Source organism: Arthrobacter sp. PAMC25564, from assembly GCF_004798705.1.
Lineage (GTDB): Bacteria > Actinomycetota > Actinomycetes > Actinomycetales > Micrococcaceae > Arthrobacter.
In genome coordinates, this window is the sequence record NZ_CP039290.1 from 3,152,473 (window position 1) to 3,173,162 (window position 20,690).

General features: G+C 64.0%; 20 protein-coding genes. 16 read left to right on the top strand and 4 right to left on the bottom strand.

Going from position 1 to position 20,690, the window contains the following annotated elements; genetic code table 11:
- The first annotated feature begins 96 nt into the window (after positions 1–96).
- The 3 genes from E5206_RS14735 to E5206_RS14745 are packed head-to-tail and all read left to right on the top strand — an operon-like array spanning position 97 to position 3,567.
- Positions 97–1,608: a sugar ABC transporter ATP-binding protein gene (locus E5206_RS14735; RefSeq protein ID WP_136323137.1), complete on the top strand. Its 1,512-nt coding sequence runs from the start codon at positions 97–99 to the stop codon at positions 1,606–1,608.
- Positions 1,601–2,590, top strand: coding sequence for an ABC transporter permease (locus tag E5206_RS14740; RefSeq protein WP_168709361.1), 990 nt, complete (start codon positions 1,601–1,603; stop codon positions 2,588–2,590). The genes E5206_RS14735 and E5206_RS14740 overlap by 8 nt, the downstream gene beginning before the upstream one ends.
- Positions 2,587–3,567: an ABC transporter permease gene (locus E5206_RS14745; protein ID WP_136323139.1), complete on the top strand. Its 981-nt coding sequence runs from the start codon at positions 2,587–2,589 to the stop codon at positions 3,565–3,567. The genes E5206_RS14740 and E5206_RS14745 overlap by 4 nt, the downstream gene beginning before the upstream one ends.
- Positions 3,568–4,333: 766 nt before the next feature.
- Here E5206_RS14745 and E5206_RS14750 read toward each other — a convergent pair.
- Both E5206_RS14750 and E5206_RS14755 read right to left on the bottom strand, forming a co-directional pair.
- The gene (locus E5206_RS14750) at positions 4,334–5,932 is read right to left on the bottom strand and encodes an IS1182 family transposase (protein ID WP_136320799.1); all 1,599 of its coding nucleotides are present in this window, start codon (positions 5,930–5,932) and stop codon (positions 4,334–4,336) included.
- Between the two features lie 263 nt (positions 5,933–6,195).
- Positions 6,196–6,984 carry an SDR family oxidoreductase gene (locus E5206_RS14755; RefSeq protein WP_136323140.1) on the bottom strand — a complete coding sequence of 263 codons (789 nt, stop codon included), beginning with the start codon at positions 6,982–6,984 and terminating at the stop codon, positions 6,196–6,198.
- A gap of 419 nt (positions 6,985–7,403) precedes the next feature.
- On the opposite strand from E5206_RS14755, the gene E5206_RS14760 reads away from it, so the two are divergent.
- Complete coding sequence (locus E5206_RS14760) at positions 7,404–8,303, top strand: LysR substrate-binding domain-containing protein (protein WP_136323141.1); 900 nt, start codon at positions 7,404–7,406, stop codon at positions 8,301–8,303.
- Between the two features lie 22 nt (positions 8,304–8,325).
- On the opposite strand, the gene E5206_RS14765 is transcribed toward E5206_RS14760, so the two are convergent.
- Positions 8,326–10,065: a helix-turn-helix domain-containing protein gene (locus E5206_RS14765; RefSeq protein ID WP_136323142.1), complete on the bottom strand. Its 1,740-nt coding sequence runs from the start codon at positions 10,063–10,065 to the stop codon at positions 8,326–8,328.
- 216 nt (positions 10,066–10,281) lie between these two features.
- Between E5206_RS14765 and E5206_RS14770 the strand changes: the two genes are divergently transcribed.
- From E5206_RS14770 to E5206_RS14810, 9 genes are all read left to right on the top strand, one after another.
- Positions 10,282–11,913, top strand: a complete 1,632-nt coding sequence (locus E5206_RS14770) for an NAD(P)/FAD-dependent oxidoreductase (protein ID WP_136323143.1) — start codon at positions 10,282–10,284, stop codon at positions 11,911–11,913.
- Between the two features lie 124 nt (positions 11,914–12,037).
- On the top strand, positions 12,038–13,087 hold the full coding sequence (locus E5206_RS14775; protein ID WP_136323144.1) for a 2,3-butanediol dehydrogenase: 1,050 nt from the start codon (positions 12,038–12,040) through the stop codon (positions 13,085–13,087).
- Between the two features lie 65 nt (positions 13,088–13,152).
- Positions 13,153–13,656: a MarR family winged helix-turn-helix transcriptional regulator gene (locus E5206_RS14780; RefSeq protein ID WP_136323145.1), complete on the top strand. Its 504-nt coding sequence runs from the start codon at positions 13,153–13,155 to the stop codon at positions 13,654–13,656.
- Positions 13,653–14,636, top strand: a complete 984-nt coding sequence (locus tag E5206_RS14785; RefSeq protein WP_240689765.1) for a zinc-binding alcohol dehydrogenase family protein — start codon at positions 13,653–13,655, stop codon at positions 14,634–14,636. The genes E5206_RS14780 and E5206_RS14785 overlap by 4 nt, the downstream gene beginning before the upstream one ends.
- A 240-nt stretch (positions 14,637–14,876) precedes the next feature.
- Complete coding sequence (locus tag E5206_RS14790; RefSeq protein WP_205759943.1) at positions 14,877–15,233, top strand: MFS transporter; 357 nt, start codon at positions 14,877–14,879, stop codon at positions 15,231–15,233.
- 205 nt (positions 15,234–15,438) lie between these two features.
- The gene (locus E5206_RS14795; RefSeq protein WP_136323146.1) at positions 15,439–15,780 is read left to right on the top strand and encodes a hypothetical protein; all 342 of its coding nucleotides are present in this window, start codon (positions 15,439–15,441) and stop codon (positions 15,778–15,780) included.
- Between the two features lie 88 nt (positions 15,781–15,868).
- A complete protein-coding gene (locus E5206_RS14800) occupies positions 15,869–16,477 on the top strand; it encodes a cysteine hydrolase (RefSeq protein ID WP_136323147.1) in 609 nt (202 codons plus the stop codon).
- Positions 16,474–17,100 (top strand): serine esterase, encoded by a 627-nt coding sequence (locus E5206_RS14805; protein ID WP_136323148.1) that lies wholly within the window; start codon positions 16,474–16,476, stop codon positions 17,098–17,100. Before E5206_RS14800 ends, E5206_RS14805 begins: the two co-directional genes overlap by 4 nt.
- 216 nt (positions 17,101–17,316) lie before the next feature.
- Entirely contained in the window at positions 17,317–17,574 is a 258-nt protein-coding gene (locus E5206_RS14810; RefSeq protein ID WP_136323149.1) for a TetR family transcriptional regulator C-terminal domain-containing protein, read from the top strand.
- 78 nt (positions 17,575–17,652) lie between these two features.
- On the opposite strand, the gene E5206_RS14815 is transcribed toward E5206_RS14810, so the two are convergent.
- Positions 17,653–18,753 (bottom strand): NAD(P)-dependent alcohol dehydrogenase, encoded by a 1,101-nt coding sequence (locus E5206_RS14815; protein ID WP_136323150.1) that lies wholly within the window; start codon positions 18,751–18,753, stop codon positions 17,653–17,655.
- A gap of 106 nt (positions 18,754–18,859) precedes the next feature.
- Between E5206_RS14815 and E5206_RS19355 the strand changes: the two genes are divergently transcribed.
- From E5206_RS19355 to E5206_RS14830, 3 genes are all read left to right on the top strand, one after another.
- Positions 18,860–19,204 (top strand): hypothetical protein, encoded by a 345-nt coding sequence (locus E5206_RS19355; protein WP_168709362.1) that lies wholly within the window; start codon positions 18,860–18,862, stop codon positions 19,202–19,204.
- An 8-nt stretch (positions 19,205–19,212) separates the two neighbouring features.
- A complete protein-coding gene (locus E5206_RS14825; RefSeq protein ID WP_168709363.1) occupies positions 19,213–19,803 on the top strand; it encodes a TetR family transcriptional regulator in 591 nt (196 codons plus the stop codon).
- A gap of 235 nt (positions 19,804–20,038) precedes the next feature.
- Positions 20,039–20,680 carry an NADPH-dependent F420 reductase gene (locus E5206_RS14830; protein ID WP_136323152.1) on the top strand — a complete coding sequence of 214 codons (642 nt, stop codon included), beginning with the start codon at positions 20,039–20,041 and terminating at the stop codon, positions 20,678–20,680.
- Positions 20,681–20,690 lie beyond the last annotated feature (10 nt).

Below are 20,690 nucleotides of genomic sequence, written 5' to 3' on the forward strand. Positions count from 1 at the left end.
GCCTCGGATACCTCCCACCATCGGAGCTGTCCGAGGCTCCGCACCCATCTGGTGCGCGCCCTGCTGCGCCGCACATTGCAAACCTAGGAGAAACGAATGACTGGAAGCACTCCCCTTCGCCTTAAGGCGAGCGGCATCTTCAAGTCTTACGGGGCAGTGACCGCCCTCTCGGACGTACATTTCGAACTCCGGGCCGGCGAGGTCATGGCCCTCTTGGGCGAAAACGGCGCCGGCAAGAGCACAATCGTTAAGGTCATCTCAGGCCTCGTCTCACCCGACAAGGGTTCCATCGAAATCGATGGAACCCCGACAAATATTTCCAGCGCATCGCTGTCACAGGCGGCCGGGATCGCCGTCGTCCAGCAGGAGTTCAGCACGGTCGGAACCATGACCGTGGCCCAGAACCTCGTGCTAGGCCAGCAGGGCACGCCCTGGTGGTGGAGCCCCCGCAAACTGAACGAGAACGCCGTCGCGATCCTTGAGCGCGTCGGGCTTGCCGGGCTGAACCCTTCCATGCCGGTCGAGGAACTCTCCGTTGCGGAGATGCAACTTCTTGAGATCGCGCGCGTGCTGGCCAGGGACGCCAAGGTCATCATCTTCGACGAACCGACCGCAGCCCTCTCGGACGCTGAGATCGTCCGCGTGCTCGACGCCGTCAAGCGTCTCGCGTCAGAGGGGCGGAGCGTCGTCTATGTCACCCACAGGCTGGGTGAGGTTTTCGAGATTGCTGACCGCGTCACCGTTTTCCGCAACGGTAAGAGCGAGGCCCCATATGAGGTCAAAGAGCTCGACGTCGGGACGATCGTCGCGAAGATGATCGGCCGGGAGCTGGGCCACCTCTATCCGGGCAAATCCGCGGCGGTCGGTGAAGTCGTGCTGGAGACGCGCGGGCTCCGGATTCCCGAGCTCCGTTCCGAGATCAACCTGACCCTCCGGCGCGGTGAGATCCTGGGCCTGACCGGGCAGCTCGGCTCGGGAACGGCGGAGCTGATGGAGGCACTTGCCGGCGTCGGAGAGATCGTCTCCGGGGAGGTTCTCGTGGACAGCCAGACGCTTAACACCCGCGGCAGGCAAAACGGAATCTCGGCCGGCGTTGCGTACTGCTCCGCTGACCGGAAAAAGGACGGCATCTTCGCGAGAGTCCCGATCCGCCGGAACCTGTCGTCGCCCTGGCTGCACCGGCTGTCCGCCGTAGGGTTCGTTAGCGCCCGGCGGGAAATCGACGAGACAAACCGCTACGCCTCGCACTTCGCCATCGATGTCAAACGAATGAACTCGAACGTGGGGACGCTTTCGGGCGGAAACCAACAAAAGGTGGCCCTTGGCAAATGGCTCGGAATCAACCCGCGCGTCCTGCTGGTTGAGGAGCCCACCCGCGGCGTGGATATCGGCGCGCGTGCCGATATCTACGCCCAGCTTCGGCGACTCAGCGACTCGGGGGTAGGCGTGATCGTCAGCTCCTCGGACACCAACGAAATCCTGGGCCTCTCCGACACAATCGCTACCTACTTCCGCGGCGAACAAACATCTATCCGACCCGCAGGCGAGTGGACAGAATCCGCCCTCGTCCGCGAAGTAATGCACCGTGAGGATGCGAATCATGACTAGCACAACAAGCATTGCCGCCAACTTCACCGCCCGACCACCTAGAGGCAGCGTCGTCCGCTTCGTCAACAGCTACACGCTCCCGCTTCTCCTGGCGGCGGTGTTCATCGCGTCCGCCATCAGCACGCCCGATTTCGCCACCTTCGCGAATATTCGCGCGATCCTCATCAATACTTCCATCGTCGGAATCATCGCTGTCTCGATGACCGCGATCACGATCTCCGGCAATTTCTTCTCACTCGGCATCGCGTCCTCCACCGTTCTCGCCGGGATTGTGTTCCTGGCGGTGTCCGGCCTGACCGGATCGGCGCTGGCTGGGCTCGGCGCCGCCATCGTGCTCTCAGTGACGTTGGGGATCATGCAGGGCCTCATCGTCGGAGCCGGACTCAACCCCGTCATCACCACCCTCGCCGTGGGCTCGGTCATCTACGGCCTGGTGGCGATCGCTACCAAGGGCGCCGTGGTGACCGCGGGCAGCGTGGACGTGGCGTGGCTGGCAACGTGGAACTTCCTGGAAATCCCGCTGCCGGTTTACATCTTCGTGCTCTTTACGGCCGTTGCCTGGTTCCTCACCGAACACACGCTGATCGGGCGCAACATCCACCTCCTCGGCGCCAACCGCGCCACCGCCAGGAACAGTGGCATCTCTCCCCAAGCCACCACGATCTGGGCCTTCATCGCGTTTGGGATTGGCCTCGGAGTCGCCGGCGCCCTCAACGCCTCCCAGCTGCATCAGATGCAGGCCAATGACCTTGCCGGACTCACCATGGACGTTATCGCGGCGGTTCTGGTCGGCGGCACCGCCGTTTCCGGCGGCGAAGGATCCCCCACCCGGTCCGCGCTCGGTGCGCTGCTTATCGTGGCACTGGGAAATACTATGCTCCTGCACGGCCTCGACAACGGCTGGCGCGTCTTCCTCGTTGGAGGCATCGTCGTGGTGCTCGTGGTAGCCCTTCACGTTCTCAGAAAGGTCAGTACACGATGAATGCAGCCAAGGAATTCTTCCTTAAGTACTCGCTCCAAATAGTCGTCCTCCTGCTGGTCATCGGCATCATGGTGATGGTCTCACCCGGGTTTCGCGGGGAAGCTGCCCTGTTCTCGTCCCTCGAACGCCTCATCCCGCTCGGTGTCATCGCGGCCGGACTGGCGGTAACGATGATCGCAGGCGAGTTCGATCTCTCCGTCGCCTCCATGGCCGCATTTGCGGGGGCGATCGCCGTGCAACTTGGAGGCCTCGGCCTGATAGCGAGCATCCTCATCGCCACAGTCGTGGGAGTGCTGCTCGGTTCGCTCCAAGGCTGGGTGATTGCACGGCTGGGTATCAGCTCGCTCGTGTTCACGGTTGGAACGCTGATACTGCTCCGCGGCGCCACCTGGTTGGCGACCGGCGGCGTCCCAGTCACCCTCACCGACTACAAGCTGAGCGATGCGCTCATGGTCCGCATCTGGGTCTTCACGCCTCTGTCGCTCACAACGATCGCCGTGCTCGCCGTTCTTGGCATCTTCCTGTCGCGGACACGGTGGGGCCGTGAGATCTCATCGATCGGCGGAGCCCGGCAGGAAGCCGTCGCCTCGGGAGTCAAACTCAGGTCGCGCCTTGTGCTCGCCTTCGCCATTTCCGGTGGATGCGGCGCCCTGGCCGGAGCGCTGTCATCCTTCCGGGGCGGGTCTGCGACGCCGGATGGTCTGGCAAACATGCTCCTTCTGGCCTTGGCCGCAGTCCTCATCGGCGGAATCAGCCTCACTGGAGGGCGCGGCGGCATGATCAACGTCGCGTTCGGCATCGCCATCACCGCGGTCCTCGCTGCGGGCATGTCTTCCCTCGGTGTCAAGGCCTTCGTGACCGAACTGTTCACGGGCGTCCTGCTTCTGGTCGTGATCCTCTTGGAATTCGCCATCTCGAAGGCGGTCGCCTATAGGGTATCTATGCAGAGGCGCCTGCCTCACCTGGCCGTCGCCTGAGAACTTAACTGACCATGGGCAGTTGATTCCGGCGGCGCCTCCGATTCTGCAGGGGGCGTCGCCGGGTCATTGCAATGACCTGGGCGAGAGACCTTTGGATGGAAGTCCGGTTGTGTGTCCGTGACGTCGGGGAAGGCGCCCTGCGATCTGTATTGTCGCCGCTCAAATCTTCGGCATGTCGCGTCGAGGCCGGCGCTCAAGATTTTGAGACCGCCCCGGTGACGCCGTCGTCGGTCCGGGGCCGCAAGCTGGGGGCCGAGGGCTTCGAGCCTGAACCAGGCGAGCCACATCCCGGCCTCAGGACCTGCTGCCTGAGGGCTTCGAGGAGAGGTACATTCGCTAGCCGAAGCGCACGCAGATGGAGTGGTTCCCCGCCGCGCGACACATGCCAGGGACCGCGGCGCTTGCTGGGCCCGGGTGGAGAGGGCCGCAGGGGTCCCAGGGGTCCAGCGTCTTTTCGGTCAGGAAGTCTCAAGTCTTGCGTCGCGAAACATCAACAGGATCCCGCCATCCACGGCTACCGCGGTTGTTGCGGGCATCTAGGGATCCGCAGTACTGAATCCGGCGGCGGGGCTAGGAGCGCGCTGAACTAATGGCTGTTTGAGGGGCCGGTTCGGTGTCTGGGCGTCCGGGGCGGCCCCTTCGTCGTTTCGGGGGTTCGGGCGGGACGGGCGTTTTCCGGTCGCCGGCCCGTTTGGAGTATCGGCGGCGGGGGCGTGGGTGCCTTCGCCGGCGGTGCCCGGAGGGCGCGGCTGGCGCCCCGGGGCTATGCGATGGCCCAGGCGCCCTCCCGGACGGTCAGCCCGAGGCTGAGGAGGCGTTTGAGGTTCACCGCGCCGGCCCGGAGCCGGAACCAGGCATCGTTTTTCGCCACGCCGAGGTAGCGCAGGCGCCGGTTGTTCCCGGCGGTGAGCCACGCGATGGAGCGTTCGACCATGGGCCGGTGCTGTTTGTAGTCGGACTGGAAGTCCTCGTTCCGGGCTGCGGCGCGGTGGGCGCGCATCAGTTCGTGGTCGGGATGCAGTTCGATCTTGCGGCCGCCTGCCGCGGTCGTGCACCTGTCTTTCAGCGGGCACCCGCGGCAGGCGGCGCCGAAGGTGACGCGGCCCTTGGCCGTGATCCTGCGGCTGAGCCCGTTCGGGCAGGTCAGCGTCCCGGCGGCCTTGTCGTAGGCGAAGTCATCGATCGTGAATCCGCCGGCGATGGCGGCGGCCAGCGGTTTGGGTTTGACCAGGGCCCGGTGTCCGGCCGCGGCGAGGGCCTTGAGCATGTCCCCGGTGCCGTAGGCCGAATCACCGAGGGCGTCCACCTGCTGGTTTTCCTCCACCGTCGGGTCCGCTGACAGCAGCCCGGCCCCGGCCTCGGCATCCGAGGAACCGGGGCCGGCGGCCTTCGTTACCGCGGCGGCAGTCACGATCCCGGTCCCGGGCTCGTTGACGATGTGTGCCTTGTATCCGTCCCGCATCGCCTTGCGGGTCTTGTGGGCGTGCCGCGCGTCGGGGTCCACGATGGAGATCATCCGGTCCGGGGCGGTTTTCCGGGCGATCTTCCACCGCCCGTCCGTGCCGTCCGAGTCCTCGGCCGGTTCCACGTCCTGCCCGGCAACCAGCGCCAGCAGCGCATACGCTTCGGCGGCCTTCGGATCGCCTGCATCGGAAGGATCGCCGGGGTTTTTGTCGAACTGCTGCGGGTCCACCGCCGCCAGCAGCGCCAGCGCGTCGTTGACCAGGGCGGAGATCAGCTCGTCCCTGGCCTGCGCGTCGTCCCAGGCGATGTCCGGTTTCCCGGCACGGGTGTAGTCGTACCCGGTGGCGTGGGCCGCGATCAGGTCCTTGCCGCCGGGCACATCGCGGCCGAAGCGGCGCACGGCGGCGATCAGCTGCGTGACGGTGTCCTGCCGTGCGACCGCGTCATCCAGGACCGTCGAGTCAAGTGCCCTGCGGTTGCGGCCCTTGAGGATCCCGGTGGCGGTGACGACTTCGGTGACCGCGTCCATGATCCGGTGCGGGTTCGCGCTTGCCGCCAGGCGCTTGCGCCAGTACACGAGCGTGGTCGGGTGGAACGCGGTATCCGTCAGCGCGTACCCGCAGGCCGCCTTCCACCGCAGGTCATACGTCAACGCCTCGGCGGTCTCCCGGTCCGAAAGCCCCTGCAGGGCCTGCAGCACCAGCACCGAGCCGATCACCGGCGCCGGCACCGAGGGCCTGCCCCGCTTCGACCCGAACAGGTCCTCCATCATCGAATCAGGGAACAACCGTCCCCGGTGTTCGGCCAGGAACGCGAAAACGCTGCCCGGGGCCAACAGCTCCCCGGCCAGCGCCTCCACGTCCAACAGCGTCCGCTGTTCCCGCTCACGTCCTTGCATAAGACCAGTCTTAACCACCGGGCCGGCAAGTCCAGCAGGCACGCCTTAAACCTTCGAGATTACCGACGCAAATTGTTCAGCACCCTCCTAGTCTGTGCCGTCCGCCGATCGTCAGGCCTGTGGCCCGGTCGTGGCGGGCAACCGCGACCGGGCCACAGGCACCGTTGGCCAATGATGAGCGGCCCGCCGTGCCCTGGCCTAACGCGCCCTGGCCTGAGGGGCTCACGAACGCGGGACCATCGGGTGGCAATGCGCTCAGTTGGTTACACGAGGACCATGCCGCCGTCGATCATGATGGTCTGGCCTGTCATGTAATCGGAGTCCGAGGAAGCGAGGAAGAGCGCCGTGCCCACCACGTCCTCCGGCACACCTTTGCGACCGATCAGGTTCGCTCCGGAAAACGATTCGAATGCCTCGCCAGGGCGGGATGAATCGCCCATGTCCATGAGGTCCAGGTCCAGCTTCTTCCACAGCGGGGTGTCCACAACACCGGGGGCGAAGGCATTGGATGTGATCTTGTGCTTAGCGAGTGCGTGGGCGGCTGACTGGTTCAGAGCGGTCACCGCGAACTTGCTCGCACAGTAAGACGCGAAGTTCGGGTAGCCCTGACGGCCTGCGATGGACGACGTGACGATGAGCTTGCCGCCGTCGCCCTGCTTGATCATCTGCTTGGCAGCCTCCTGCTGGCAGATAAGGGTTCCCAAGGCGTTCACGTCGAGCGTGCTGCGGAAGTTCTCTTCAGTGGTCTCGAGGAAGTGCGTCGGCTTAATAATGCCCGCGATGGCGAACATGCAGTCCAGGCGGCCAAACGACTCCACGCTGGTCCTGACGGCCATCGCGACGTCGGCTCGGTTGACGACGTTACCGGAACCCGCGACGGCGGCACCGCCGGCCGCGGTGATCTCGTCCTTGACACTGTTAGCTGCGTCGAGGTTTAGATCGAGGAGCGTGACGTTCGCTCCCTCATCTGCCAGCGCGAGGGCGATTACGCGGCCCATGCCGCTGCCGGCACCTGTAACGAGGATGCTGCGATCCTCTACACGACGTGACATGTTGTCTCCTATGGCTCTAGTGGGAGTTCTTAGAGCAGAGGTGCGGAGACCGACCGGGCCGCGTCGGAGCGGCCCTGCGCTTGGAAGGCGAAGGCCGGAGCCTTGACCCTTTCATGGCGCCCCTTGTCAGCCACGCACCGCCTGCCTCCCGGCGTTCTTCTGTGATCACCCCTCAGCTCGTCAGTGAGCTGGTGGATGTCCCGCGATTGCGGCACTTCCTCATCCTGCAAGATGCTTGCTGGCTGAAGAACGAAGTGTCCAAATCTTGCACAGCGTCATTTCGTGCACGCCCGGTGGGGCTTCTGCGGCTGGAACTGTCCGCCAGCCCTATCTGAACTGGCAGTAATTGTTGCAGGTCCGACGTGCCGGTCAGATTCCAGTGATACCTTTTTTCTCAATAATGAAACGGCGAGGAGATCATGGACGTTGGCCAGCTGAGGGCATTCCTGGCAGTGGCGCAGGAACTCCATTTCGGGCGTGCTGCCGAACGCCTACACATGACCCAGCCACCCCTAAGCCGAATCATCAAACAACTCGAGACTGAACTCGGAACGCGTCTCCTGGACCGCAATACCCGTTCCGTGAAGCTCACGTCCAGTGGGCAGGCGCTGGTGGCCCCAGCTACCGAAGTGCTCGAGGCACTTCGCCGAGCCGAAGAGGCCGTCCGGTCAGCCGACAACGGCGAGGCCGGGCTGGTGAGAATTGCTTTCGCCGGCGTGTCTACACATCGATTGGTGGCCCGACTCGCCAGGCAGGTGAAGTCCAACAGGCCGAGGATCCAGCTGGAGCTATCCAGCCAGAATTTCGCTCAGCCAGCGATGAAAAAACTAGTACAAGGGGAGACGGACATCGCTCTCGGACGATGGGACATCATCCCGGCAGAGGTGTCCTCCCTTGTGGTCATGCGGGACTCGCTTGTTGTGGCAATGCCCGACACTCACCCGCTTGCTGGCGCACGTCGGCTGGCGATGGGGCAGCTTGCCGCTGAGGCCTTCATCTCGCTGACGCCTTTCGAGGGCGCGGTCTTGCCTGACCGGCTCCGGCGGCTGGCCCAAGCCAATGGCTTCGTCGCCGACATCGTTCAGGTAGCGCCCGACACGCAGACCGCCCTGGCACTGGTAAGTGCCGAGGTCGGGTGCCATTTGACACTGACGTCTGTTGCGCAGAATGCGACAGATCCGCATGTCGTATTCGTTCCGCTCGAGGACTCCACCGCCGATGTCGATCTCAGGGCAGTATGGCGCCGCGACGACACAAGCCCGGCTCTAAAGGCTGTGCTGGAAGAAGTTATCAGCCTTGATAACACCACCGCGGCCTGATACATATCCGCCGCCTTCGGAATCAGATCGATCCCTCGCCAGTGTCGAGGCCAAGCTGGCGCAGCCGCCGATATAGCGTGGACCTCCCCATACCCAGCAGGGCTGCGGCCTCCGATTTGTTACCCCCGGCCGCGTCGAGTGCCCTGATGATGGCCCCGCGCTCCGCCGTCTCCATCATGCTCATGTGACGTCGCGGGGGCGCCTGCTGCAGATGTTTCGGCAAATGCCGACGTTCGATGACCGAGCCTTTCGCATCCCCAATCAGGGCGGCTACAGTGTCGGCAAGTTCGGCGATATTGCCGGGCCAGTTCCACTGGACCATGGACTGCAGGGCAGCCGGCGAAATGGTGTGCCGCGATTCCGGGTCAACCACGTTGAGGATAGCCTTGACCAGACCGGGGATCCTTTCCGGGGTCCGGGCCAGTGCATCGGTACGCTCCTCGGTTCCGGTGGTGTCGACAAAAGCCCGAACGGCCGGCGCAGCCTGGTCGCGAGAGGACGTCAGTAGAAGGCTGCTGGCGCGCTGCCCATCGGACCTGGCTTTCCGGTGCCGCTCGACGACAGCGGCCAAATCCGCAACTTCGTTCTCGGCGAGGTCCTCCAGCCGCCGGATCAGCACATCGGTACCGCCTGCCAGGAGGTCCTCAATGGTCCTCCACGGTGTAGCCGCCCCGGCGGATAGGACAAATACTTCACAATGCGCCGTACTTCCACGCTCTGTGCGCCGCCTCCCGGCGACTGTCGCGCGTCCGGAACCACGCGGTCCATCAACCAGGACAACGGCCGGAGCGGTCATGCTTGGCGCCGGCGCGCCTGTACCCACAAGCCGTGCTCCAGATGGCAAGGCCAGCCCAGACGGGATATCGGAAGCTTTGCTCAGATCGGAGAAGTGCACCACGTAGTGCTCGCGCGGCCCATCCACCACCCTCCGTGCCGTGACCTCGATGGAGGTGGCCTCCAATTCACGACGCAGCGTATTGGTGGATGACCAGTCGTGGGATTTGAGCACTTCCCAGAGCATGACATGCGAAGCAACACTGACGTAGGGCAGGCCCGGCGTGTTAGCCAGGATGGACTCCTGATCCATCACCACCGTAGGACGCTGTGAGCTGCTGAAACGCATAAAGGACATCGCAAGGGCGAGGTCCTGGGGCCGGGAGGATGCCCGGAACCTCTCCTCAATCTGTTGGCTAATCTCGCGCGTCAGCGACAGCATGATCGGGCTGGCAGCCTCTAAGGGCCCGCCAAGTGAGACCGAGCCAACGACCAGTCCGGCCGGCGTATATACGGGCGCAGCCGCACACGCCAGAGCGGTCAGGGCGTCATTGTAGTGTTGGCTCCCCTTGACGAAGACCGGACGCTTCTCGACCATCGACGTGCCTAAGCCGTTCGTGCCGATAGCTTCCTCGGAGTAGTCGAAGCCCTCCGCCGCGTGCATGCTGTCGAGGCGCCGTCGCTCACTGTTGTCACTCGTGCGCCGGGCAACGATGCTGCCGCCCCGGTCGCTGAGGAACAGTGTCGTCCCGGTATCAGCCAACTGGTGTTGCCAACGGTCAAGCACAGGAACGGCGGCCCGGCAGAGCAGTGAGTCCGTATCCACGTCCTGAAAACGCTGGGACGGGACCGAGCTTTCGACGGCGCTACTGATCGATCGACGCCAGCTCCGCACAATCAGGTCCGGCACCGCATCGTTGACCCCATAGGCTCCAGTGAGGCCAACGCGAATCAGCTCCTCCCGCGCTTCCCGCACCGGATCGGACATATCTGCCCCTTTGCAATTTCGTCCGCCAGCCCGGATGTCGGCCAATCAACACTCATCAGCACTCGCGATTAGTGCTGAGAGGGTATCAATCGCGGATTTTCGGGCTCTACGGCAGTGTCCCAAATTGAGACACTGAGTGCTTGTTGTGCCACCACAGACTGGTAACTACAAAGTGAATTATCTCACAGAGCCCTATTAGTCGGAGGAAAAGACATCATGGACAACGCCGTCCCCGAGAAGATCTACCAGCTCGACGCACTCGTCGTCGGAGCAGGCTTCGGTGGCATCTACATGCTGCACAAGCTGCGCAACGAACTCGGTCTCAACGCCGTCGCCATTGACCGCGCAGGAGGAGTCGGCGGTACCTGGTACTGGAACAAGTATCCCGGTGCCCTCTCGGACTCTGAGAGCTTCGTCTACCAGTACTCGTTCGATCGCGATCTCTATCAGCAGACTCCGTGGAACACCAAATATGTGCCCCAGCGCGAGATTCTGGCTTACTTGAATGGCGTTGTGGACCGTTACAGCCTCCGCGAACACATTCAACTCGGAACCGGCATGACTGATGCTGAATTCGACGAGACCGCCGGCATCTGGACAGTGCGGACCGACCGGGGCGTCACGTTCCAGTCCCGGTTCCTCGTCACCGGTCTCGGCCTGCTCTCCGCAACAAACCTCCCCAAATTCCCCGGGATGGAAACGTTCAAGGGCCGGCTGGTGCACACGGGCGCCTGGCCCGAAGACCTGGACCTGTCTGGCAAGCGGGTAGGTGTAATCGGCAATGGTTCCACCGGCAACCAGGTGATCACGGCCAGCGCGCCCGTCGCGGCTCACCTGACCTCGTTCCAGCGCACCCCGCAGTACAGCGTGCCTGCCGGCAACCGCGTACTTACCTCGCAGGAACAGCAGGGGCACCGGGATAACTTCGAGGCCAACTGGGATCAGGTCCGGAACTCGTCCGTCGCCATGGGCTTTGTGGAGAGCGCCGTTCCGACGTTCAGCGTCTCCCCGGAAGAACGCGAGCGCATTTACCAGCGGACCTGGGAGGAAGGCGGAGGGTTCCGCTTCATGTTCGAGACCTTCTCTGATATTGCCACTGACCCGGACGCCAACGAAGAGGCGGCGAAGTTCATCCGCCGGAAGATCGCCGAAATCGTGAAAGATCCGGAAACCCGGCGAAAGTTGACGCCGACGGACCTGTACGCCCGCAGGCCGCTGTGCGATTCGGGCTTTTACGAAACGTTCAACCGTTCAAATGTCTCCCTCGTGAACGTCAAAGAGAACCCGATCGAGCGGGTGACGGAGCAAGGCATCGTTACGGCCGACGGAACCCTGCACGAACTGGACGTACTCATCTGCGCCACCGGCTTCGACGCTGTGGACGGCAACTACGTCCGGGTCAATATTCGCGGCAGGGGTGGCGAAACGCTGAAGGAGCACTGGGCCGGCGGTCCGACCAGCTATCTCGGCATGGCAACCAACGGCTTCCCGAACATGTTCATGATTCTCGGCCCCAACGGCCCCTTCACCAACCTTCCGCCGTCGATCGAGGCCCAGGTCGAGTGGATCAGCGAAACTATCGGCCACCTGTCGGCCTCCGGCACCGGCTGGATCGAAGCCAAGGCCGACACTGAGGCCGACTGGACGGAGACCTGCTCGGATATCGCCCACCAGACCCTCTTCCCCCAGGCCGCCTCGTGGATCTTCGGGGCCAACATTCCGGGCAAGAAGCGGACTGTGATGTTCTACCTCGGCGGCATCAAGCAGTACCGTTCCATCCTCGCCGAGGAGGCCTCCAACAATTACCCCAATTTCATGACCGACAGCAACGCACTGACGCCGGCTTAATCGGCACCGCAGGGACAGCCCGGGACGGACAGCGGTCACGCCGCCCGTCCCGGGCTGTCCTGCGAGTTCGCAAACGAGATTCTCATCCGCATCATCTGATGCCCCCATACAACTAGGAGGCGCCATGCGCGCAGCGGTCTACTACGGCAAGAACAAACTTGAGATCCTGGACGTTCAGGAACCTTCTCCCGGCGATGGTCAAGTGAAGATTAAAGTCAGCCGCAACGGGATCTGCGGTACCGACCTTCATGAGTACTACGATGGCCCGATCTTCATTCCGCCGACCGATCCGCACCCCCTCACGGGCCGATGCCTGCCCCTGACCCTGGGCCATGAATTCTCCGGCGTGGTGACGGAAGTCGGCAAGAACGTCACCAATGTCCGTGAGGGTGACCGGGTCACGGTGGAACCCATTTACCGGTGCGGCGAGTGCCGACCATGCAGGAGCGGCCACTACAACCTATGCAACGTGATCGGATTCCACGGCCTGATGGCGGACGGCGGAATGGCAGAATACACAGTCGTGCCGGGCAACCAGGTACACAAACTCCCCGACAATGTCTCGCTCGAAATGGGTGCGCTGGTAGAGCCGATGTCCGTCGCCTATCACGCCGCGACTATGGGCGAAGTCAATGACCAGAGCCGCGCCCTGATCTACGGCGCGGGGCCGATCGGAATCGGCCTGTGGTTCGCCCTCCGCGGCATGGGCCTGACCGAAATCGACGTGGTAGAACCGTCCGAGACACGCCGCAAGTCAATCGAGACACTCGGCGCACGGACGCTGGATCCAACGAGCCAGGACGTGACTGCTCTCATCGCTGACCGGACCAACGGCGACGGTGTTGACGCTGCTTTCGACGCCGCCGGGGTTGCACCTGCCGTCCAATCAGCCCTTGAATGCCTCGGTGAGCGCCGGCCGCTGGTCAGCGTGGCGATTTATGAAAAGCCCCTCCCGACGCCGCTCATCAACCTCGTGCTGCGGGAGCGGCGCATCCAAGGAACCATCTGCTACACCGGCGCCGACTATTCAGCGGTGATCGACCTCATGGCCAAAGGCCACTACAAGACCACGGGATGGGTTGAGGACATCCCCCTCAGCGGAGTGGTCCAGGAAGGGTTCGAGAAGCTCCGGGCCGGCCAGAAGATGAAGCTGCTGGTCGACCCCTCGAGCTGATCGCCTCAACAAGAGTGGAATCCAGGGAAGTATCTTCCATGGAATCTATCTGCTAGTCTCGTTCCATGAACTCCACAGACCACCAAGCTGACTTCTATCCGCTTTTCAGTGCGCTGACCCGGCTGGAAACGGAAATGTGGGACGCGGTTGACGCCCGCCTGCGCCAGGAATGCGGCCTCCCCCTCGGCAGGTACGAGGCGATGATCGTGCTTGCATCCCTTGGCGCGTGCAGGGTGTTCGATATTGCTGCGGCGCTGTCCATTACGGTGGGCGGCGCCAGCAAGCTCATTGATCGCGTGGAGGCGGCGGGGTACTGCTCGCGGAAGATGAACCCGGGCGACCGGCGTTCCTCCCTCCTGGAACTCTCGGCGGCGGGGACCGCGGTGGTTGAGCAGTGCCGCCACGTGGTCGAGGACGAACTTGCGCGCTGGTTCACCCCGGCCCTGACAAGGCAGGAGGCAGGTACGCTTCTGGACCTTCTGGCTCGGGTCCGCAGCACACCCCGGCTTTCGCTGGACTCCAAGGCACTGGACTCCACGGCGCCTAGCTCCCGGAAGGCCATGCAGTGAGCGGCGGCACCATGCGGGCCGTTGTGCTGGACGGTCCGGGGCCGGCCGAGGCACTGGTGATTCGAGAACGGCCCATCCCGGTGCCCCGGCCCGGCCAAGTGCTCATCCGGGTCCGGGCCTTCGGGCTCAACCGCTCGGAACTGCATACACGCCTGGGCCTGGCCGAGGGCGTCACGTTCCCGCGCGTGCCCGGGATCGAAGCCGTAGGAGAAGTGGCGGACTCCCCCGGCGGCGAGTTCCGCGCCGGACAAAAGGTCGCCACCCTTATGGGCGGCATGGGCCGCGTGTTCGACGGCGGCTACGCCGAGTACACATGCGTGCCGGCCGGGCAGGTCATACCGTTCGAATCAGAGCTGCCCTGGTCCGTCATCGGCGCCATCCCGGAGATGCTTCAGACCGCACACGGCTCCCTCACTATCGGCCTCGACATCCGGCCCGGCCAAAGCCTGCTCATTCGCGGCGGAACCTCCTCCGTCGGCATGGCCGCCGCGATCCTTGCCAAACGCCGCGGGCTCACCGTCCTGGCCTCAACCCGCAACGAGGCCAAACGGGAAGCACTCCTCGCGATCGGCGTCGACCATGTCCTGATCGACGCCGGCGACCTCGCCGCCGCCGTGCGCCGCATCGCTCCCGACGGCGTGGACGCCGCCCTCGAGCTCGTCGGCACCCCGACGCTTCGTGACACGTTGCGGGCCACCCGGATCCACGGCGTTGCCTGCTTTACCGGCATGCTCTCAAACCAGTGGACAATCCCCGATTTCTATCCCATCGACTTCATTCCGCGGGGCGTCCGGCTCACCTCCTACACCGGCGGTGCTGCCGACCTTCCCGGCACCGTGCTCCAGGAATTCCTGCAGGCCGTCAGCGACGGCACCGCAGTGGTCCCCATCGGCAAGGTCTATGCCCTGGATGACATCGTCCGGGCGCACACCGACATGGAGGAAAGCCGCGCCAGCGGCAAACTCGTCGTCACCACGTAAGCGTCATCACCTAAAGAACCCCAACCGGCACGGCTCAACCTCATGGGGCCGGCCTCTGCCTTGCCTCCAAACCAGGAGTTGAACCCATGCTCCTTTTCGCTGCCCTCCCCCGCCCACCGCGCCAGGCAGAACGCCCGGCAGGTGGCACCGCCGCCGGCGATTCCCTGCCGCGGACCTCGATCGCCGTCGCGGCCCTTTCCACCATCGTAGATATGGTACGACTTCACCCTGTACCTCTTGATGGCCACCATCCTGTCCCGGGTCATTTTCGGCGGCGGCACGGAATCCCTGCTGGCCACGCTCGCGGTGTTCGCCGTGTCCTACCTCTTGCGGCCTGCAGGCGCACTGGTGTTCGGTCGCTTCGGGGACCGCTTCGGCCGACGGCCCGTACTGCTGGCGAGCATGGCCCTCATGGCTGCGGCCATGTTCGCCACCACCCTGCTCCCCACGCACGCACAGGCGGGCCCCACGGCCGGGGCTGCCTTCCTCGCCCTGCGATGCCTGATGGCCTTCTCCGTCGGCGGGGAATACTCCTCCCGGAAGGGTCGACGCTGCACTCCGTCACCGCAACACCCGCACAGGCGTCCGGAAGAATGACACTGCGTGCTGAACTAACCGATGCGGTCACGCTTCATGGGGTGCCCCACATCGACTACGTCGACATGCCAACATTCGTGGCGCTTCCCGCGCCTTTTGAAAACGGCACCGAGGTGGACATTCTCAGCCGCCTCAACGGCAAAGGCCCCCCGACGCCCGGGCCTTCGCCGGCATCGCCTACCGCATCGCAGACGATCATGAGCGTTTGGAAGCCGTGTACTTAGTGCCGCTGAACGGTTCGAAGGCCAGTCCGCCACCCCCGCGCGACCAGCGCGCCGTTCAATACTTCGCCTACCCCGAGTGGAAATATGAGCGGCTTCGCGAGAAGCATCCCGACGGCCGTAACGAGTCCGGCGCCGACATCGGCCCCGACGAAGGGATCCATCTGAAGATCGACGTCGACACTCAAGTGAAGGTGACGATCAAAGGAACTGAAGCCCTGGCAACTGCCCACACTAAGGGTAAGCAGGCCGCCGGCAATATCGGTCTCTTCGTGGATATCGGCACCGAAGCCTACTTCTCCAACCTCGTCCTCATTCCCCACTGAGCACTCCCCCACGGTGAGGGGAATAGAAACACAGCCGACTTAGTTGAAACTTAAAGTAATTATTCGAAGGCCCCAATCAGGAGACTCCATGCAGACCGCCCCACTCGACCTCACCAAGACTGCCCTAGTGCTGGTGGACCTTCAGAACGACAACGTCCATTCTGACGGCGCATTCGCCTCGTCAGGTTCCGCGGGCCATGCTGTTCAGCAGGAACTGGTGCCGCACGTGAAGCAGTTACTCGAATGGGCGCGCAGCCAGTCGATGCCTATCATTCACAATCGCATTGTTTTCTACCCCGGGGGTGACTTCGGCGGCAGCAACGCCCCCATCTTCCGGATGATAGGACCCGAGTCACTCAAGCTCGGCTCATGGGGCGCCGACGCACTGGAAGGGCTGGAGGCTGTCGACGGAGAACCGGTTCTCCTCCGGAATCGAATGAGCGGCTTCAACGGCACCGGCCTCGATCTGCTGCTGCGGAACCTGGGCGTTACCACGATGGTGGTGGCAGGGGTCTGGACCAACATGGCTGTTGAACACACACTCCGGGACGCAGCCGACCACGGCTACCGGCCCATCATCGTTACGGATGCGACATCGAGCATCAATGCCGACTGGCACGGCGCAGCGCTGACTTACGCCCTGACCAACATCGCCGAGTTCACGACGACGGACGAACTCACCGGGGCAAACGCGTGAACCACCTCCCGGATCCCCTTGTCCAGTGGCACTCCACGGACGATCCCACGCAACCGCTCGTAGTCCTGCTCCATGGCCGCGGCTCCCGCGAAACTGAGATCATCGGACTGGCAGACTACCTGCCCGCCGTTGCAAGCTACGCGGCCGTCCGGGCCCCCATCGCCGAAGGCCGGGGGTTCGCCTGGTTCGCTAACCGCGGCATCGGCCGTCCGTTGCCGGATTCCCTTGCTCAGAACATGGCCTGGTTCAGGGAGTGGCTGGAAGGCGTCGCCCCGGCCGGGCGGCAAGTGATACTCATCGGATTCAGTGGTGGTGCCGCCTTCGCCGGAGGCCTCATCCTGGACGACCCGGGACGCTTTGCGGGTGCGGCAATCCTTTATGGAACGCTGCCATTCGACGCAGGAGTTCCAACCTCTCCGGACCGGCTGCAGGGCGTGCCGATGTTCGTCGCCCAGGGGGACGCCGACACGGTCATTCCGGCGAAACTGCTGGATGCCACGTGGCGCTATCTCGGCGCGGAGTCCGGCGCCGAGACCACGGCCGTCCGCTCCGTCGGCGGACACAGCCTTGATGCCGGCACTGCCGCAGCCCTTGCCGAGTGGGTTACGGGGCAGTTGGGCTGACCCCTTTTGGCCCGCGGTGCCTCAGGTCCGCAACCCTTAAGGCCCGCGACGCGTGGCGCTTCAACCACCGCCGTCGCGGGCCTGCCGCCGCCTATATTGCAGAGCCACCGCCAATTGCTGCGGCCGATGTCCACGCCTGTCGCCAGCGCCTGCGCGGCGGCCAGGTGATCCGCGTGCCGACAGCGGGTCGACGTCGAACACACTCGCTGCGGATCAGTGGATGCGGAGCATCCCGCCAACGCATGGTTGCGGGGCCACCACCAGGCCTCCGCCGAGCGCATACGACGGGCCCTGGCGGAGGCCGCCGACGACAACGCCCTCAGGGGAGACACCCCGGCGGAGTCTATTGCCCGCGGTCTCCTGGCCGCCATGGATGGCCTGCAACTCCAATGGCTCTCCGACCCCGTCTACACGGTCATGGCGGCGGACTTCGCGACTTTGCTCGAAGCCGTGCGCTACCGCTGGGGACAGTAGCCACCACCCGGCAGCGGCGGTCAGGTGATCCCAAGACGGGAAATCCATGGCGACCTGGGCCCACGGACCTTGCATCCGTCAGAAGACGATGACCGGTTTGATCGTCTTCCCGCTCTTGGAGTCTTCAAAGCCCTGGTTAATGTCGTCAAGAGCGTAGTCACTGACGAGTTTTTCGAAGGGGAATCTGCCGTCCTTCCAGAGCTGGATCAGCCGGGGGATGAAGACCTGCGGCACCGAGCTGCCTTGGACCACGGTCTTGAAAGTCCAGCCCTTCACAAGGGACGCGCCGATCTCGAAGCTGACCTCCGTGCCAGGTTTGGCCGCACCAACGAGGGCGAGTGTACCGCGCACTCCCAAGGCATCGGCCGCCTGACGAAGGAGTGAGGGCAGGCCCGTGGTGTCCACGACGTAGTCAACGCCTGCATCAGCCGTGATTTCACGAAGCCGCCCCGCGACGTCTTCGGTCTCTGAATTGATCACGTGTGTAGCGCCGAGCTCTCGGGCGAGTTCCAACCGTGAGTCGTGGATGTCAACAGCGATGATGGTGGCACAGTCTGCGATGCGCGCAGCCATGACTGCGGCGCACCCGACGGCGCCGGTGCCGAAGACAACCAGCGAGGACCCGATTTCCGGCCTAAGTTCATTGAGGACGGTTCCCGCCCCTGTGTTGATGCCGCAGCCCAGGGGGCCAAGGTGCTCGAGCGGGACGTCCTTGTCGACACGGACGACCGACTCCTCGACGACGTTTGCGTAGGTCGCGAAGGATGACTGGCCGAAGAAGTGGGACGAGATGGCCTCTCCCTCCTTGCTTAGCGAGGTTTGACCGTCCAGACGTCGGCCGCCGAAGTCCGCCGCCATAAGGTTCTCGCAGTACGCCATCTGGCCGTTTCGGCAACGCTTGCAGTGACCGCAGTATGCGGCAGCGAGGACAACATGGTCGCCAGGCACCACTGAGACGACCGAGTCGCCGACCGCTTCGACAACACCGGCCCCCTCGTGACCCAGGACGGCCGGCAGGGGCGTCGGATAGACCCCGTCACGGACGAGCACGTCCGTGTGGCAGATCCCGGTTGCAACCATGCGGACCCTGACTTCATTGGGCCTCAGGGCATCCAGTTCAAGCTGTTCGATTGTGAATGGCGTGTTGTGCTCGCGCGCAACAGCGGCAGTTATCTGCATGGCAAACTCCTCATCATCGTGGCCGGGATGATCATGCACCCCGGCGTGGCTTGCGAACCCGCGTATTGCGTTTCGCACTGCGCCGCGCCTGGGTGCGCGTCGCAGCTTGGCCCAGCTGCGTCTGGAGCAGGAGAAGGCGGGGAACTGCGAAGTAGACAGCAATGGGAACGACCACAAGAGTGAGCGTGAAAGCGCGCAGGACCGGAGGCCACCCCGGCGCCAATGCGGCCAAAATACTCATCCCTACTGCGGCAAGCGGAAAGATCGCCACCCAAGTGATAGCAGCCCTGACATGGACGGATGCCATACCGACGGTTCGGTGATGATGCGCATCCGTTTCATCGGCTGCAAGCGCTTTGCCTTCGTGTTCCACTCAATCTCCAAACGTCTGGTTGGAATTGATGCTACTGCGCTGCGTTTCGCAAAAGCAAACGAACGGTTGGAGATATGATGGGGTCCATGGCCTGGGACACTGACGCGACGCAGAAGAAGATCCTGGATGCCGCAATCACCGAGTTCTCTGAACGGGGCTTCTCCGGTGCGCGCATCCATCAGATTTCGCGCATCTCAGGGTGCAATCGCGAACGGATTTACTTCTACTTTGGCGGCAAGGCCGGACTCTTCGAAGCGGCGCTTACCCGCGAACTCGCCACCGCCCTGGATGACCTTCCGATCGTCGGTTCGGGTCCGGTTGCGATCGGAGATTTCGCGGGACGGTACTTTGATTTTTCCAGGAGCCGCCCAAGTCTCGCACGCCTCACCTTCTGGGAGGGGCTTGAGCAGGGACATCCGGTAGGAGCCGAGGCCCGCGCCCTCCGCTCGGCGAACAAGGTGACCGAGATCCGGGATGCCCTTCCGGCATTGAGCGAGGCGGCGGCGGAGGAGCTCCTGCTGACCATCGTCACGCTGTGCCACGCCTGGGTATCGAGCCCGAACGTCCCCCTCGTGATCACCGGGACGCCGGACGAAGAACGCAGACGCGCATCCATCATGCGCACCAGCGAACTGCTCGCTCAAGATGCCGTGGATGTGGCCCAGCGGCCGTCATAAGCGCCAACCCGGCCTTCGCAGCTACCACCCCCCGCACCAAACCCCGGGGGAACTCAGCCGGCCACACCCGCCCGCCCCGCGGCCATCAAACGCAAGTACACGTTCCGCTCAGAAAAATACTTGACGCTTCAACTTTAACGGCCTATATTTAGTTGTAGCTTCAATCATCACTCCCCCGAGAGAACAGACTCTGATGAACACCCTCCTGGCCCGCATATTCGGAAAGAAGACTCCCATGACGAACCTCACCATCATCGGCAACGGCAACATGGCCCGCGGCATCGCAACCCGCGCCCTCGCCGGCGGCCTGACCGTCGAAATCCTCGGACAGGATGCCACCAAGGCCAAGGAACTGGCCACCGAACTGGGCACCGGCGTCACCTTCGGCACCACCGCCGATGCCCCCCAGGGCGCCATCGTGGTCCTGGCCGTCCCCTTCGACGCCGCCAAGTCCGTGGTCAGCACCTACGGGGAGGCCCTGACCGGCAAGACCATCGTGGACATCACCAACCCGGTGAACTTCGAGACCTTCGATTCCCTGGTCGTTGACCCCGGCACCTCCGCCGCCGAAGAAATCGCACGGCTCGCCCCCGCCGGCGCCAACGTCGTCAAGGCGTTCAACACCACCTTCGCCGGCACCCTCGTCGCCGGCGAGTCCGGCGGACAACCCCTGGACGTCTTCATCGCCGGCGACAACGCCGACGCCACCGCAGCCGTCAGCAGCCTGGTCAGCGCCGGCGGCATGCGCCCGCTGGTGGTCGGGCCGCTCAAGCGCTCCCGGGAACTCGAAGGCTTCCAGTTCGTCCTCATGACCATGCAGGCCAACCCGGAGTTCGCCGACTTCAACTGGGACACCGGACTTCAGATCACCAAATAACCCGGACACC